The organism is Bdellovibrio sp. HCB117, from assembly GCF_047305915.1.
Classification (GTDB): domain Bacteria; phylum Bdellovibrionota; class Bdellovibrionia; order Bdellovibrionales; family Bdellovibrionaceae; genus Bdellovibrio; species Bdellovibrio bacteriovorus_B.
The window spans coordinates 3,054,366-3,069,547 of the sequence record NZ_CP178622.1 but is presented as its reverse complement, the minus strand read 5'-3'; the positions used below and the strand labels follow the sequence as shown (position 1 = coordinate 3,069,547).

The following is a 15,182-nucleotide window of genomic DNA, read 5'->3' as shown; positions in this document are numbered from 1 at the left end:
ATCGGAATCTTAACAACTATTTAGAAGGTCTTTGGGCCAGAATTATTCGAATGTAAGAGCGATTAAAAAAAGTGTCTCGAAGTGAGACACAGTTTTAGCGATCTTCTGTGAGCTATTTTTTGCAAAAGTCGAGACTCTTATCCTGCTTACACAAGGCCTTTTTGATCGAAGAGATTTCTTCAACCTGCGTTTTCAGTTTTTCGTTTTCTTCTTTGAGGGAAGCGATCTCTCTTTTTTGCGCGACTAATTCTTTATGAATGACTTCCGAATCTGAAGACCATCTATGGTTCAACTCCTTAATGGCTTCGATGATCGGAGCAACAAGATTTTGATAAGCGACCGATTTAAATCCCTTGCTGTCCGTTTTCACGACCTCAGGGAAAACAGCTTCCACTTCTTGCGCGATAAGACCCATTTGTTTTGTCTGGTCTTTATTTTTGTCGATCCATTGATAAGTCACGCCATGAATATTTGTGATTCGATCCAAGGCATTAAGGATTGGTTGGATATCGTTTTTAAGACGAACATCTGAAGCTTGAGTGAGGGTGCCAGAGAGGGTGGCGTTACCTGAAGCATATAAACTAAAATAACAGGCGCCGAGTGCGAAGCACATAGCATTGGCGCCAAGAGGAGCGGCGGTAGAAGAGGAAAGCCATCGCCACGCCTGGCCGCCGGCGGAGGTGTTGGTATTATAGATCATCGTATAGGCCGCCGCAGAGGAGACTGTAAGGTGTCCTGTAGGTGCCGTGGTTCCAATCCCAACATTTCCGTCAGAATGAATTCTCATTCTTTCAGCAGACGTTCCCGAAGCTATTGTACTGAAAATCATCGTTGATGATTTTGAAGTCGCAAAGTCAGATGCCGCGTAGGCGTTAATGCTTGCTGCTTGTACATAGGCAGATCCATCGTAACCACGGATCGCCAGAAATCCCAAACTGTCATTAGCAAGAACGGCGGCAGGAGCTCCCGCAGAATCGCGCGCGCGCGTGATAATCACAGAACCTTCGCCACTCGCACTGTGCTGCGATTGAATATAAAGATCATCGTCAAGCCCGCCAGTTCCTTTGATATGCAACACCCTTTCAGGAGCTGTGACCGTAGGACCAAGACCAATTCTTCCGGGCACTTGAAGCGCCAAATCTTGAGTGGCTCTCCAGTCGCCGGCTGTATTCGCATTACCGATACGCACAACACCGTTAGCCGGATTTGTCGCAGGACCAATACCCCAATATCCCGTGCTGTTCCAGTTACCAACGAACTGAGCTTGCCCCAAAGTGTTGTGATAACTTCCAACGAATATACTGTTGTAAGTCGCCTGCGCATCCCAAGCTCCGACTTGCAAGAGAGCCCCTGGGCCACTAGAACCGATGCCAACTTTACCATCAGCTTGAATGCGCATTTTTTCGTCGTTATTCGTATCAAAGATCACCGGCCCGTTAACACCGTTAGAGACATAAAGTTCGTCGCCCGCACCATTTGTAAACCCGAAAGTTCCCTTCCAAGTTCCATTGCGAAGAAAATCAATGCTAGGAATACCTGAGGCCGGACTGTCTAAACTCAGAGGTGCTTGAGTCGCCGATCCAGAACGGATCTTGAGTTTTGCATTTGTATCCACAGTCGTATTGACGGCGAGGTCACCCGCCGCACTGATTGTAAGTCGAACCGCATTGTTCGTTTCTAAATTCAATGCATTGGAATCATTCGTTCCCAAAGTTCCTGCGGCTGCGAAAGAGTTTCCGCCATTCACAAACACCGATGCATTTGCGAAAGATGTACAAGTCATCATACCTGTCGCATCAAAAGTAAGAAGCTGTCCTGTCGCACAGTTAAATGCGGTGATCGCGTTGCCGCTTCCATTGGAAGCAAGAAGTCTATTTGCCGTTAACGAAGTGGCACCCGTACCGCCTTTAGCAACGGGCACCGCTGAAGGGAAGTTTGCGGGATCAGCACTGATAGTCCCTGAGGTGACTGCGATACCAGCTCCTACCTGAACAGCCCCTTTTGCGGAGGTCGTCGCATCCGCGATTGAAATTGAAGGAGTTGTTGAGCCGGATGAAACCGAAATAGGTGCTGTACCTGAAACATTGGTGACAGTTCCATTCGTGGGAGTCACCCATTGTAAGCCCGATGCCTGGGCCGAGTTTGCGGAAAGAACTTGTCCATTCGTACCTACGGGAAGACGAATGTCATTGGTTCCGTCGTTCACGACAATATCACCCTTTGTTGTCAGGGGAGAAAGCGCGTTGAAGGCCTCTGTCGCATTTGTTTGGCCAGTACCGCCGTTTGCAATTGGAAGAGTTCCAGTGATATCCGTGGCAAGATTCACGGCCGAGCCATTGCTTGCGGCAGTCAAACGACCTTGAGCGTCCACCATAATATTGGCGCGCGTATAAGAACCTGCTGTCACCGTCGTATTTGCCAAAGAAATAGTTCCCGTCGAAGTGATCGGACCACCGCTAAGACCCGTGCCAGTTGTGATATTTGTAACTGTACCACCGGCGTTACTGTCATTCCCAGGCGCCCACTTCGTTCCGTCGTATTTTAAAACTTGTCCTGAAGACAATCCGGTCGTATCAACATCGACACCTTTAATTTTATTAACCGATACGGCACCAATACTTCCACTGACATCGCCGGCGACAGATACGTTGATCGCTTGGCACTGAAAAGAGCCCGAAACCGAACTCCAGTAAGGAGTTTGGTAAGCGGCGCAGTTCGCACTTCCGACAGCGGCATTGAAGGCCGCGGTGGTGTGATAATTAGAGAAGGTGGAATTCAAGTTTGTAACATCAGAAATCGCAATGGCTGAAGCCGCCCATTGGGCACCATCGAACTTAAAAAACTGCCCCGTTGTCGGCGCCGCCGTCGCAACTGCCACATTTTGAATTTTTGCCACTGTAGGATTTGGATAGTTTCCACTTAAATCACCGGTTGCGGCGCCATTCGGGGGACGAGAGTCTGACAAACGCGGATCATTTCCGGCAGCGACGGTGTTAGCAGTGGTGCCCACGTTCAATGTAAGAAGGGGCGTGGATGTGTTGTTAGTCACTGTGAGATAAGAGTTGGCCGATGTGACATTGGTGACCGTTCCACCACTGGCTCCAGAAACCGCGCCACAAGTTAAAGCGGTTCCATTCCAAGTTAAAAATTCACCCGTATTACAAGAAGGAATGCCTGTTTTTACGATGAAGTCATTTGCGCCTAAGTCGCCAAGCTTTTCAGCGGATTGAGAGTAAGCGGCAAAGGGAACGGAGCGAATCTCGTTATCCGGGCTAATGACTTTCCAACCCGTTCCGTCGTGAAACTGAACGCGCAAAAGACGCGTATGTCCGACAGCGGGTGTGTAAGAGCCCGCAACATTGTTATCAGCATCTGCACAATCGTGAGTCGTACTGTTATTAAACGCATTCAAAAGAGTTTTCGTCGGCGAAGAAGGGAAAAGTTTTGTACCGGCACCAATTGGAACATCGAAAACACCATGACTGTTCGTCATGTTGATTCCGTTTTTCTGCTCTCGATAGATCACACAGGCGCCGGTGTTGTTAGTGATTTCAAATAAAAAGCTGACGTTATTGTACTCAAGGGCGGAACCGTCCGCTTTCACGATGCGGCCTTGATATGTCAGAAGATTAGGAGCGGCGAAGCTTCCTAGGGATGCTAGAAAAACATGAATCAAGACAAGATACGTTCCGTGTTTCATATTCTTCTTATCGGATTCTTAACAAGAAAGTCCGAGTGAAAAGCGGAATTATAGACAGAACGTAATACTTTCTAAGAAAACTGTTTCAACTTGATACAACTTAGGACAGATCGGCGCTATCACAGACGGGATAAAGGGCCATGGAAATATTGTAGATACAGCTTTTCTGATTTTTCTTCATGTTGGATAAACGATTGATCCGATCGCGAGTCTTTTTTAAGATCTCTTTTACTTCGGGAATGTGCGTCTTGGGAATCGAGAAAGTCAGTGTCGTGTTTTCCCGTTCTGTCAGGTCGTAGATTTCCATGGCATCCACAGCCATCTTTAAAAATTGTCTTTGAATAGCGCGAAGGTTTTCCGCAGTTATGGGCCCACACATCGTACTATAATTATCGATGCCATCTTCATTTAATAAGTCCCACCTTGCCAATTCCTCGTAGGCCACCTTAACTTCATACAAAGAGACATTCAAAATTCGGCTGATCTTTTCAAGCTGATTTGGCGTTAAAATCATTATTTGCGAGAGCTCCAGCAAAATGAGGTGAAGCCAGTGACAGGACGCCACGATTTTGTGTTCTAGATTTTTCGACTTTTCTTTTTTTTCTTCTTTAAGATGGCTTTTAGTTTCGACAAGTGATTTCAAAACTATGTTTCTTTCATCCGTATTGATGTTCAGTCGTTGAAGAAGCTCCAAAGCAAAGCTAGCGGAAGGAATTCTCTCGCCACGAAGTATCTTTGAAAGATTGCTGGCATCCGTTTTCAAAAACTTAGCAAAAGCCCTGAGTGAAAATTTAAGATTTCGCTGACGCTTCATTTTAAACTCGCGAATCAGGATTTTTGAAAGTTCGTTCATCTGCTCCTCGCATGGTCGCAGTTTTTGAATCTGTGGGCATACAGTCGAGTCCGACACAGTAACTTAAGCTCGGCTAAAGACATTTCACAAGAGATGAAGAACTATGTCACGAAAGGGGCCAAGGAATGAGTTCGCTAAGAAAGCAAGTGGCGGTGATTAAAGTGCGGAAGATGGAAGATGGATCTTCGGAAAAGTTCAATATCGCGCGAGAAAATATTCAGCGCATTGTCGAATTGGCACTTAAAGAAATTGCCAGCGATCCGAATAGTGTAGGTCTTAGATATTCCGTGGGGGAACAGACCACCGTCTATTACATAAAAACAGATCAAGATAATTTCGGCCGGGTTTTGGGAAGTGGAGGTAGAACTATCAATTGCCTTCGCCATCTAGTGACGGCGATAGCGGGCCGCCACGGGTTTCGCGCCATCTTGCAAGTCGAGAACGAAGATCAGTTCTACTGAGTTAAAAGCAAATCATTTTTATGAGTGAGACAGTTATATTACGCAATTTTAAAAATTTTAGAACGTCGTCTTCTTTTGAAGCGGTACGCGAAGTCAAAAAAATTTTAAACCACACATCGTAATGCACCCAGGGTTTATTCGCAGCGAAAAATTGCCGATAAATTTGGGGAATCAACATTAAAATGCTTCATTTGTGCGTTTCGGTCGGAGGTTTTTGTGAAGTTGAATCACTCTGGCGCAGGCATTCTGCCAATGGTCGCAGGGATATCGGTTATTTCCGTATTGGGCGTCGCTGCCATGTCTCAGATGGGACTAGATATCTTTAGAAGGTCGTCTTACGCCTATTCTGAATGGGAAACAAATCTAGGGAATCAAAAAGCCTTGGGATTAGGCGGATATTTCGTCGCTCATAACCTGGTATTGTGTCGCGAAGATGGTTGGGAAGATTTAGGAAGTAATAAAAAATGCCGCTGGGGCGGTGGATACCATACTCCGCGCATTCCTGAAAGTAAGTACAATATAAAATCCGTTCGTCATGAGGACGATGTTTTGGTTCTTGTTGTGGAAAACAAAGATGAGAACAAGAAGGTTTATACCACCGAATTAAAAATGGATCTTGTTGATTGGTCGAAACAAAGCTCATTTAGATCTCTTGTGGGCGAAATTCCATTCATTAACTCTCTCTCGGATGACGATCGATTTATGGTGGTGATGACGGCGGTAACGCAGTTCATGGGAACCGACGGCCGAGCTAAAGAAGTCAGTAAAAGTGGTGCGATTCGTCGTCCTATCGGAACCCCTGACGTGCAGGTGATTAGTAATACGGGAAGAGAATCCTGCATCTTTGAATGTGAAGCCGGAAGTGTTCTGACGAACAATCCAGAATGTCGCGGCCCTTTGGGGGCTCCCCAAGATGGTGCATCGGCGATGATCGGTGTGCGCATCACAAATTTGGGGCCAGGGGCTATCTACAAGCTAAAGTATGAAAGAACGACGACCTACAATAGCGAAATTTATCCGAATCGGGAAAAAGACGTGATGCTGGTCGATGCCATGGGTAAGCAAGAAGTCTTCATGCCTGGGGAAAAACTCAACGCGGAAGTTGAGCGCAAATGCTATTCGCCGGTGCGCGTATTTCAAACTCAACGAGTCAGTCGTGAAGTGGAAGGGGACTCTGCAAGCAGCTCGACGTCGACCTCTGTCACTGTGGCTAGTAGCTTTAAAAGTCTTTCCTACGAAAAATTTGATATCAGTGTCTCTCGATATTCACCGATGGAAGCCACGAAACCTACGTTTAGAAATACTTATAATCCATACGTGGCAAGCACCTTCGTGAAGAATCCAACTTTGTCCGTTATCGAGCCCAAGCGGCTGGGGGTGCAACTTCCTGAGATAGAAGTGACGTCGCCTCAGGAGTCCGTCACGGAAACTACGACGGTCACAACGATGGTGGTCCGACCACGCCCTGTCGAAGTCCTTCAGTCAAACGGTGATGGCGACGGTGATAACTAGACTCTTTTTTGAACGTTTATGTGCGGGAGATCTATGAAAAAACACAATATTAAATCTATACAAGGTTTTTCCGTGATTGAAGGCGTGATCGCCGCGGGTATCGTAGCTCTTTCGATACTATCCATTGCTGCCATAGTCAGCCAGCATTCGACGATGGCGAAAAGTTCTGTTGCAAAACAGGAACTGCCTGGAATCGGAACTGACGTTTTAAACCGCACACGGGCGGCCCTTTTAGAAACTGCCGAGACGTCGGGGGGCCTTAAAACAAAAGGCATTTGTTCTTTATTAGAGCCAAAGCAGATTAAACCCGGAATTCAACCCATTGATCTTGTGACAACAAAAGCGCGGCTTAACACGGCGTTTTCTTTGACCGTGTGGAAAAAGGTTTTTGCACCCGAGTGGTCGGTATCAGATTATAAAGTTTCAGATAGAGGCGAAATCAAAATCTCATTAGCCCCCGTTCAGGGCAGGAACACCTTGGCGACCAGCCAAGCTATTGATTTCAAAACTTTACAAGTCGATTTAAGTATTAGCATTCGTACAATGGATCCGACGAAATCCAGCGCCGTATTTTCTCTGTTACCTATGGGTTTGCAGAGAGTCGATTCAAAAACCGCCGTCTTCATGGTTGAGGCGGTCACGAACTATGACCGTATTCTAGACAACGGAGAACGCTCTAAGCGTTCCGCAGATTCAAAAGATCTTATTTCAGTTTTAGACGTGGGCTCGTGTGATGTCCGCGATGCTAATGGTGTGATTCTGTCGATGTCACCCGCGGGCACCGGTGTCGGAGACCCTTCGGGACGGACTATTTATAATAATACTATTTTTGAAGAGTCCGGTGTCAGTCCTTTTGAAATTTCGTTTTCTGCTACGGAAGTGGTTCAAGGTCGTTACATTGATGGTCGTCTTTCCGCAGATCGAACTAAAAACGTCGTCGCCGCTTGTACAGAAACCCGTTTTCGTTGCCCGGCGCGAAATCACACGCGCGACTACAAACCGTTTATAAACGTCACGGCTTTTGCGAACTATTTTTCTAAAAACAAGTATGGTTATAGAGAACGGGTCCGGGTCAGTCCTAAGATGGAGTTTTTAGATACTAATGGGAAGAATATTCTGAACAATTCGGGAACGTCGATAGAGTACACAAACTCAGCGACGACATCTTATCGTCAACACTCCAACCAGCTTTTTTACCCGATAGATGCTCAAGGCGGAATGGATACAAGTGCTCCTATGTCGTTCAGTCCGGGCGGCAATGGCTTGAAGGTGAAAGTGAATAATGCAGAACCTCTTTGTCGCAAAGTGTGTTCTGAGACCAATCCAATTTCGGCACGACCTTCTTTGACCGTGTCCACTCCGGATTTCTTGGATAACGAAGATAAGTGGGCAGCAGAAATCGGCGCTGCTTCGATGCCACTTCATTGTACAATGTGTTTTGTTAAAGGATGCACTCGCATGGGGCTAGAGACCTTTGGCCCATTGAACGAGTTGCCGCCAGAACCTTTGGATGCGCAGATTCCTGAATGTGCTGCTGAAAACAAAGACGAAGCCGAAAAAATCCTGCCTTATGCTGAACAAAACATCACCTTGGCAGGAGGAGGCCGTTGTATTTCGGCTAAAGTTGAAAATGGAAAGCTGATCTATCAATCGCGAAATTGTAACGACAAGCTTCCTGCGATGTGTTTTGCCTTCGGTGAATATACTTTGGCGCGCACTCTGGGAACTTCGACGATTCCTTCCGTGAGTTTTGCCGAGGCTCCGGATGCCTGCCGAAATATGGGACGCGAATCACATCCGGTGACTCAGTTGCGCGAAGGTATTCTGCAACAGGGCGGGTCCGTGGCCCGCTTAGATGAGATCCCTAAAGCATCGAATCGTTATCAGTTTCTGAATCTAGCAAAAATGGGCTTCTTTGTTTCTCCACAAGGAGAAGAAGAGAGTACTCGGGCTGCAAGTGATTTGAAAAAATCTTTTGGAAGTAAAGTTTCTAGCGAATTCTGGACAGCACTCAAAGTTGAAGACGCCGGTGTCGTGGCAGATGTGCCTAGAGCCATGCTTTCAAATGACGTCGATCAACGTCACATGCTTTATTATAGTCCTGCAGGTGTACAGACCCACACCGTAGTTTCGGAAACACCTTATTCGTACGTGCGTGCGCCTGCCAGTGGCGGAACGGCCTATGTGCTTTTCAATCACGTTAAATTCCGCGGTGTTGTTCCTGTGGCCTCTGAACAAACAAGCTCGCACGAATTCCTCTGTCAGAATAAAAGCGGAGCATTCTTCGTCACTCGCGGCAAGTCATCGCAAAACTTTGCGGACGGTGGTAACGCCTGTGAATCTTCGAATGGATTTTTCGTCGCGCCTCATTCTTCTTCGGGTTGGTTGAGTTCGCTCATGGCGGTGGCACCTCATGGAAACTATTATCCGTTTCCAGAGTTGGCTTCCGAACCGCGTGCAGTATGGGTCGCTCTGCAAGGGCCGCATCTTGCACCCGCGCTTCAAGGAGAGTTTTCTAAGCTGGCGTTTAAAAAGCCCGGATTTGAGGAGCTCAGTCAGGAGCTTGTCGATAGAGACGGTGCCTTTATTGAAGCGCGCCGACTACTGAAAAAAGTCAAAGTGGATAAGAGCAACCAAGGACCACAAAGCTCGCCTCAAGCGCAACAGCAAGAGGAGTTTGAATGGGTTCCAGATCCTTCGGTGAAAATCAAAGTCGCTTGTTATTCAAGCAGAAATAGAAACATCGCTGTTAGGGATATAGCGCAAGGCTGTGGAACCGATGAAGACCGCCTACTTGAAGCTGATTTACAAAAGCCCTTGATTTCGATGTTGTGGGTGATGAAGAAGTCGAATTTTGATCTGGGGTATCTGGATTTTATTAAGGTGAAACCATGATTTTGGATAAGAAGGGATTCACATTGGTTGAGGTCATGGTGGTCAGTGCCATCATGGCCATTCTGCTTTTAGCATCAAGCCAGGCAACGATTGTCTTTGTAAAAGAGATGAAGCGTATTGAAAAGAAGCAAGAAGTGGTCAGTGAAATTCAAGAAATGGATATGTTTATTCGTCGTTCGGCAAGAAACTTAAACATGAGCCGTCTGAATATGCCGACAACTTTTTATCAAACTCTCAATACGGGAGCCGCTAGTCTAGGTAGCAACGCAGTTTCACCTGCGCCGTCAATGATTATAAATCCTCAAGAATGGGCTAAGAATGCTCAGGGAAGCCACCTGTATGAAAAAGCCACGGAAGCCATTTCAGGAACGGCTTACGATATTATTCTTGATTCCTTTTTGTTGGAAGAACATCGTCTGACCGGAAGCCAAGGTGGAATGCAAAAAAGAACCAAACGCCTTATGGTCGCACGATGTGATGAGGCGGATAAAGCTTTTGAGATAGATAATAAGTTTCCGGGTATCACCGCACTGTACGTATTAGGCGCAATGAAACGTCGTCCCTTCATCACTCATCGCAGTGATGGCACGATGAGTGTTACCTGCTGTCTTCCGAACTCGCCCAATTGTACGGAAGGATCAGTTTCTAAATTCTTCTTTAAGGCTTACTCCATTGATCTCGATAACAATGAAAGAGTGATCTCCGTTCAAGAGTTCCCTAAATCCAATGCCGGAAACCCTGTTGTAGGCGCGGGATTTGGAATGTTCTTTAAGAATGTCGAGGGAACGAACGTTGCCATTGAAACTTTCACTGTGCAAAACAACTGTTACTTAAGGAAGAACGCCTTCCCTGGTGCCTGTGAAAATCAGATTGAGTTAAAACAGTTTCTGAAAATGATTGATACCTACACAGATCTGGTTCGTGTTACTTCGAAAAGTATTTCCACGACGATCAGTAACGACATTCTTAGGACGGGTGTGATATCTCTTTAAGCTTACGGGGACTTTTTCTTCTTAGCATTCTTCTTCGATTCGCTTTCTTCGTATTCTTTTATAAAAGCGAGACGTGGAATATTCACATGGCTTTTCGCTTCGATGAGCGAGCCTTGGCTGTGATTTCTGGCGAAGTTTTCGGAAATTTTGCGGCATGGGGTTCTTATCCGGTTTGGCTGGCCTTTATTTATAAAATCTTAGATTCCATCGGTCTTTTAGAATATCGCTTGAGTCTTCTTTATTGGCTGAATCAGGGATTAGGGCTGGGCGCCGCCTATTTGGTCTATCGATTTCTGGGTCATCTTAATGTCGCTTCACGATGGCAAAACGGGGTTCTAGGACTCTTTTTGTTGCTTAATCCCATGCAGATTTATTTGAATTCGTTAAACATAAGCGAAAGCCTTTTTCAGTTTCTGACGGTGTTGGCTCTGGGGCTTTACTTTGAAACTTTCAAAGTGTCATCGTGGACACGCCATTTAGGCATTTTCATTTTATTAGGTCTCTCGTTCGCGTTAAGAAATATCATTCTGCCGTTTCTTTTGCTTTTTCCGTTCTACGCCCTCACTTTCTCCACCGAGGCAACAAGGATGTCCCGCAAGCAGACTCTGGCGGGCTTGATGCTCATGGTGTTTCTGCTAGCGGGTCTTTCGCTTGTGAACAGTCGATTTGATCGACAAGGAACAGCGTCTTTGAATTTAAATCGCGGTGCCAATATCGCTCAGGCCTGGTGTCAGGCACCCACGTTGGATTTTAAAAACGAGCAGAATTCATTCTGGTTTCGACCGCCCTCATTTTGGTCTCTTAGAGAAACGCGGTCTCTATTTTTAGAAAATGATTTTCGCGATACGTTTTACTATGTGCAAACGGCGAAGGCATGTGTGCAAGAGCGACCGTGGGTGGCGGCACTGCAGTCGCGCAGCTTGTTGAACATCTTTGACGGGCCTTTCTATCCTGATCCAATGAAAGGAAGAATGACGGCCCTCAGTAAGATCTTCGGCGGTCTTTATCTTTTTGCATTTCTTTGTACACTCTTCTGTGCTTCGCGAATTCTTTCAAATCCGATAACCCGGCTTTTCCTATTATTTATTCTTTGTCAGTGCGCTGCTGTTTTCTTCTCGAACCCCGGAGAAGCTCGCTTTATCTATTCTTTCCTTCCGATCTTAGCCATTAACTTTGCATACGTCGCGAGCCAAAACCTTTCTCAGTTTCAAAGACCTCTTGCGCTGAGTGCTGTTCTGACCACACTACTTTTGATGATTCCATCCTCAGACACGTTGATTCGAAATTTTGAACGAAATCTTTTTACGTCCAAATCCAAGGACGAAAAACTAATGGAGTTGGAAGCCCGCTTGGAAATCATTTCCGCCAAGTCTTCGGATCACATGGCGTGGGCAACACCGGGTGTCTGTAAAGGTGTTCTCCCGAAGATTTTGAACTGTCTTGAGACGTCTAATAACTGTGATGAAAAAAGTCTTATAAAGGCTTACCGTGAGGTTAACAACCGGCCGATGACGGAAGAAGTGTTGTTCTGTCGAAATTTGACGATGACCTACATTCGCGATCATTTTCAGATTCATTTTCCATTGGATGTTATTCAAAAGCCTTCTCCTTTGCCGGGGGGAGTAGAGAACAACCATCCTCTTGTGGCCATAGCGGGTCAGCTTTTGCATGTAGATTTGGTTTTGCAAGCGAATATGAAAGAGGCGCTACCGGAAAGTTATGAGTCGTTACTTTATCAGCTGACGCAGTATCAGCATCGCACAACACTGAACCGAGTGGAGTATCTGGGCAAAGTGGTAGAGAATCTGCAAAAAGCGGAGCCGTCACACAAGGCCCAAGAAATCTACCAGACTACTTTGCAGACTGTTTTGCAGTCTTTACGTTCTCACCCAAGCGCCATAAGCCCGCTGACCCATCAAGAGTGATGTAGAGTCCGTCTTCTTTCAGCATAGGCGTCGATGAAAAACTTTCCGGTATAGAATAAGATTCCAGCACCGCACCGGATTTCACATTTAGAAAACACAAAGTCTTTTCCTGGCACTGATCTATATACACATCGACCTTACCGTAACGCGCAATGAGTCCGCTCGATACGTGAAGGTGGGCATTCACCTTCCGCCAAAGCTCGGCCCCGTCGGAAGCTTGTAAAGCCGTGATGTCGCCATTTTCAGAGGGAACTATCAGGATATTTTCTTTAGAATGATAAGACGGAGAGGCCCGAGATCCCGAGCTTAACTGATGATGCCAGCGCAAGGTCCCGTTACGAACATTCAGTGCTTGGACATCTCCCTCTGTACTTACAATGACCACTGTTTCGTCAGTGACTAGAGGCGTAGAAATAATCTTTCCCGAGACGCTTATGCGCCACATTTCCTTACCGGATCGTGAGTGAAAGGAAATCACTTCACCCGCACCAGTGGCCCCAAATACCTGATCACTTTTGGCGTGGTAGCTCAGCGAAGCGTGGGCAAGTCCCTTGATTTTATTTGAACTCCAGCGGATGGCGCCATTGCGCGGATCCAGCGCAAAGAAAGTGCTGCTATCAGGCAGATTTTCTACCGCGACGTAAAGCGAACCATTTACCAAAAGGGGAGAAGAGCCAATCGCACTTCCCAACTTTACGGACCAGATCCGTTTTCCATCTTTACTGCGGATCTTATGCAAAATTCCGTCGTAAGCACCAAGATAGAGATCTCCATCTTCGGTGGTCACACCAGAGCCATGAAAGCCAAAGACAGGCTTCGGGAAGTAATCTCTCCAAAGAAAAGAGGAATTATCAAAGGCGTACAACGAACCACTATCGCTTCCTACAAACCAAAGACTCTTAAAGGCTATAGGACTGGATTTACCCGCGGAGTGAATGTTTTCCTGAAAAGGAAAGGGCAGCGAGGTGGTAGTAAACGATGTTTTCATCAGATGACGAGATTCTCCGGTCCGTTGCGGATTTTCCCGCCAATGAGAGTAAGCTTTTTCTGGTGCTGATGTCGGCGCAGAAAGTTCGTGACTCGCGTGAACCCAATCATTTAGGAAGATCGAATAGGTAATTTCTTTATCGCACATTTCTTGGTCGCGAATGACCCATGTGTCTTGATAATCGGTCTGTTTGCGTGATTTCAGGTTTATCTTAACGCTGGGGATAGTGACATCGGAAGATTGCGCGCACAGTTTTTTTGCATAATTAAAATAAACCAACGGATCACAGCGGATGCGAATCGCGTAAGAAAGCGGTTGATCCAGGTACAAATATCCGTCTTGGGTTGGAAGCTCAAACGATGCCAGGCATTCTGTTTTGGCATCAAGCATATTCAAGGAAAGCATTCTTCCCTCGGCGGTCAAAGCTTCATTCTTATTAAGCAGCTTTGGATAGAGCTGAGCCGCTAAGAACAGGGCAAAGTAGACGGGTGCAAATTTCGGAAGGCTATTTTTGAAATTAAAATCCGTAGGCCGATAAAGAAGAAATACAGTCAGCAATAGAAACATCACCGACGGATAGTAAAATCCGACGATGTGCCAGCTGAAAATATGAAAGACAACGAGTTGGGCGAAAGTAATAAGGCGAAGATATTTATTTTTGGCAAATAAAAACCAGATCAAGACTGTTTCTAACAAGATGACGTAAACGCAGGCTGCCTGTAACCAGAATCCTTGCAAAAATGTTTCGCGAAGAAGAGCGGAACCCGTGATCCATTCGGCATTGAACTTTAAAAGTCCGGCGCCGAAATAAAAAAGTGCTAACGATATCTGTAAAAAAAGCAGATGGGCGCCAGAGACCACATAAAGGGCCAACAGCAAGTTGCCCATATAGTGATAGTTACCCATAAAATCATAAGAGGAAAAAAAGATCGCAAGCTTAATGAATAGAGTCAGTGTGAAAGCGCCAAGACGAAGGGGGTCTTTAGGCTTTTCAAACAGAAACAGTAAAGGTGTCAGAAAGGACAGAAGTATATAGGCACTTGTGACCGCGACCGCATGTTCCTGAATAAATAAGACGTGCCCTTCAGGAATAAATGGCCAAGGATTCCATTCTAAATTCTGAAGCTTGTGCGACAGCCCGTAATCGAAATCAAAGGCCCGCCAAAACCAAAGGGTCACAATGTGGGTCAAAGACAGAAAGAAGCCGTACAGCCGTTGTGTCTTGTTCATGGAGAGTACACCATGCCCTGAAGTGATCTTTGAGCGTCAGAAATTGGAAGCTTCGTGTATTTATTAAATATAGCTCCCTTCATACGTACGTTTAAGAAGACACACATGTCGAAGCGGGCTCCGCGTAGGTCAGCGCCTTCCAGATTTACGTCTTCGAAATAACAGTTGCTCCAAGTCGTGTCCTTCAATGAGGTTTCGCTTAAATTCGTACGATAGATTTTAACTCCACCTAGCTTGGAAGCGTCGAGGCGATTCTTGGATAGATGGCTGTCTTTTATTATCCCACCCATCCATCGCGAATTTTGAATGTTCCAGTTCAGTCCCGTTACTTTTTCAAAAGTGTTTTCCCGGAACTCGACGGACGTCATTTGAACATTATCAAAATTTACTTTGTTGAATCCGACTTTATAGAAATGGCTTCCAGAAGCGTCCGCTCCCTTTAGAAGATCTTTTTCAAAGTAAGCATTTTGAATGTTCTGGCAACGAACAAACTGCAAGGAACCTTGAATGAAGTCGGAACTTTTGCGACCGTCGGGACAAACTTCCGCCGTTGCTACAGAGGTTATTAAGAGCAAGGTCACAGTGAAAACGTGCATATATCTCTATTTTATTCTGTTGCTTCTGTG

At 46.0% G+C, this 15,182-nt stretch carries 9 protein-coding genes; 5 read left to right on the top strand and 4 right to left on the bottom strand.

From position 1 onward, the window contains the following. Nucleotides 1–112 precede the first annotated feature (112 nt). The gene (locus ACLWBD_RS14500; protein WP_413568706.1) at nt 113–3,700 is read right to left on the bottom strand and encodes a tail fiber domain-containing protein; all 3,588 of its coding nucleotides are present in this window, start codon (nt 3,698–3,700) and stop codon (nt 113–115) included. A 100-nt stretch (nt 3,701–3,800) separates the two neighbouring features. Beyond that, the gene (locus tag ACLWBD_RS14495; protein WP_413568705.1) at nt 3,801–4,553 is read right to left on the bottom strand and encodes a TIGR02147 family protein; all 753 of its coding nucleotides are present in this window, start codon (nt 4,551–4,553) and stop codon (nt 3,801–3,803) included. Between the two features lie 125 nt (nt 4,554–4,678). Here ACLWBD_RS14495 and ACLWBD_RS14490 point away from each other — a divergent pair, with 125 nt between their 5' ends. From ACLWBD_RS14490 to ACLWBD_RS14470, 5 genes are all read left to right on the top strand, one after another. Next, nucleotides 4,679–5,014 (top strand): KH domain-containing protein, encoded by a 336-nt coding sequence (locus ACLWBD_RS14490; RefSeq protein WP_413568703.1) that lies wholly within the window; start codon nt 4,679–4,681, stop codon nt 5,012–5,014. Between the two features lie 216 nt (nt 5,015–5,230). Continuing rightward, complete coding sequence (locus tag ACLWBD_RS14485) at nt 5,231–6,526, top strand: hypothetical protein (protein ID WP_413568702.1); 1,296 nt, start codon at nt 5,231–5,233, stop codon at nt 6,524–6,526. Nucleotides 6,527–6,559: 33 nt separating this feature from the next. After that, the gene (locus ACLWBD_RS14480; RefSeq protein ID WP_413568701.1) at nt 6,560–9,421 is read left to right on the top strand and encodes a hypothetical protein; all 2,862 of its coding nucleotides are present in this window, start codon (nt 6,560–6,562) and stop codon (nt 9,419–9,421) included. Beyond that, nucleotides 9,418–10,413, top strand: coding sequence for a type II secretion system protein J (locus ACLWBD_RS14475; RefSeq protein ID WP_413568700.1), 996 nt, complete (start codon nt 9,418–9,420; stop codon nt 10,411–10,413). Before ACLWBD_RS14480 ends, ACLWBD_RS14475 begins: the two co-directional genes overlap by 4 nt. 86 nt (nt 10,414–10,499) lie before the next feature. Continuing rightward, entirely contained in the window at nt 10,500–12,338 is a 1,839-nt protein-coding gene (locus tag ACLWBD_RS14470) for a hypothetical protein (protein ID WP_413568699.1), read from the top strand. Here the strand turns inward: ACLWBD_RS14470 and ACLWBD_RS14465 are convergent. Then, nucleotides 12,265–14,556: a PQQ-binding-like beta-propeller repeat protein gene (locus tag ACLWBD_RS14465; protein WP_413568698.1), complete on the bottom strand. Its 2,292-nt coding sequence runs from the start codon at nt 14,554–14,556 to the stop codon at nt 12,265–12,267. The two genes, ACLWBD_RS14470 and ACLWBD_RS14465, sit on opposite strands and share 74 nt — an antisense overlap. Then, the gene (locus tag ACLWBD_RS14460; RefSeq protein WP_413568697.1) at nt 14,553–15,152 is read right to left on the bottom strand and encodes a pentapeptide repeat-containing protein; all 600 of its coding nucleotides are present in this window, start codon (nt 15,150–15,152) and stop codon (nt 14,553–14,555) included. The genes ACLWBD_RS14465 and ACLWBD_RS14460 overlap by 4 nt, the downstream gene beginning before the upstream one ends. Nucleotides 15,153–15,182: the final 30 nt, after the last annotated feature.

Bases quoted from the DNA above. Each gene is read 5' to 3' on its own strand.
- ACLWBD_RS14495 (WP_413568705.1), bottom strand. From the start codon at position 4,553: ATGAACGAACTTTCAAAAATCCTGATTCGCGAGTTTAAAATGAAGCGT.
- ACLWBD_RS14490 (WP_413568703.1), top strand. From the start codon at position 4,679: ATGAGTTCGCTAAGAAAGCAAGTGGCGGTGATTAAAGTGCGGAAGATG.
- ACLWBD_RS14475 (WP_413568700.1), top strand. From the start codon at position 9,418: ATGATTTTGGATAAGAAGGGATTCACATTGGTTGAGGTCATGGTGGTC.
- ACLWBD_RS14470 (WP_413568699.1), top strand. From the start codon at position 10,500: ATGGCTTTTCGCTTCGATGAGCGAGCCTTGGCTGTGATTTCTGGCGAA.
- ACLWBD_RS14480 (WP_413568701.1), top strand. From the start codon at position 6,560: ATGAAAAAACACAATATTAAATCTATACAAGGTTTTTCCGTGATTGAA.
- ACLWBD_RS14500 (WP_413568706.1), bottom strand. From the start codon at position 3,700: ATGAAACACGGAACGTATCTTGTCTTGATTCATGTTTTTCTAGCATCC.
- ACLWBD_RS14465 (WP_413568698.1), bottom strand. From the start codon at position 14,556: ATGAACAAGACACAACGGCTGTACGGCTTCTTTCTGTCTTTGACCCAC.
- ACLWBD_RS14460 (WP_413568697.1), bottom strand. From the start codon at position 15,152: ATGCACGTTTTCACTGTGACCTTGCTCTTAATAACCTCTGTAGCAACG.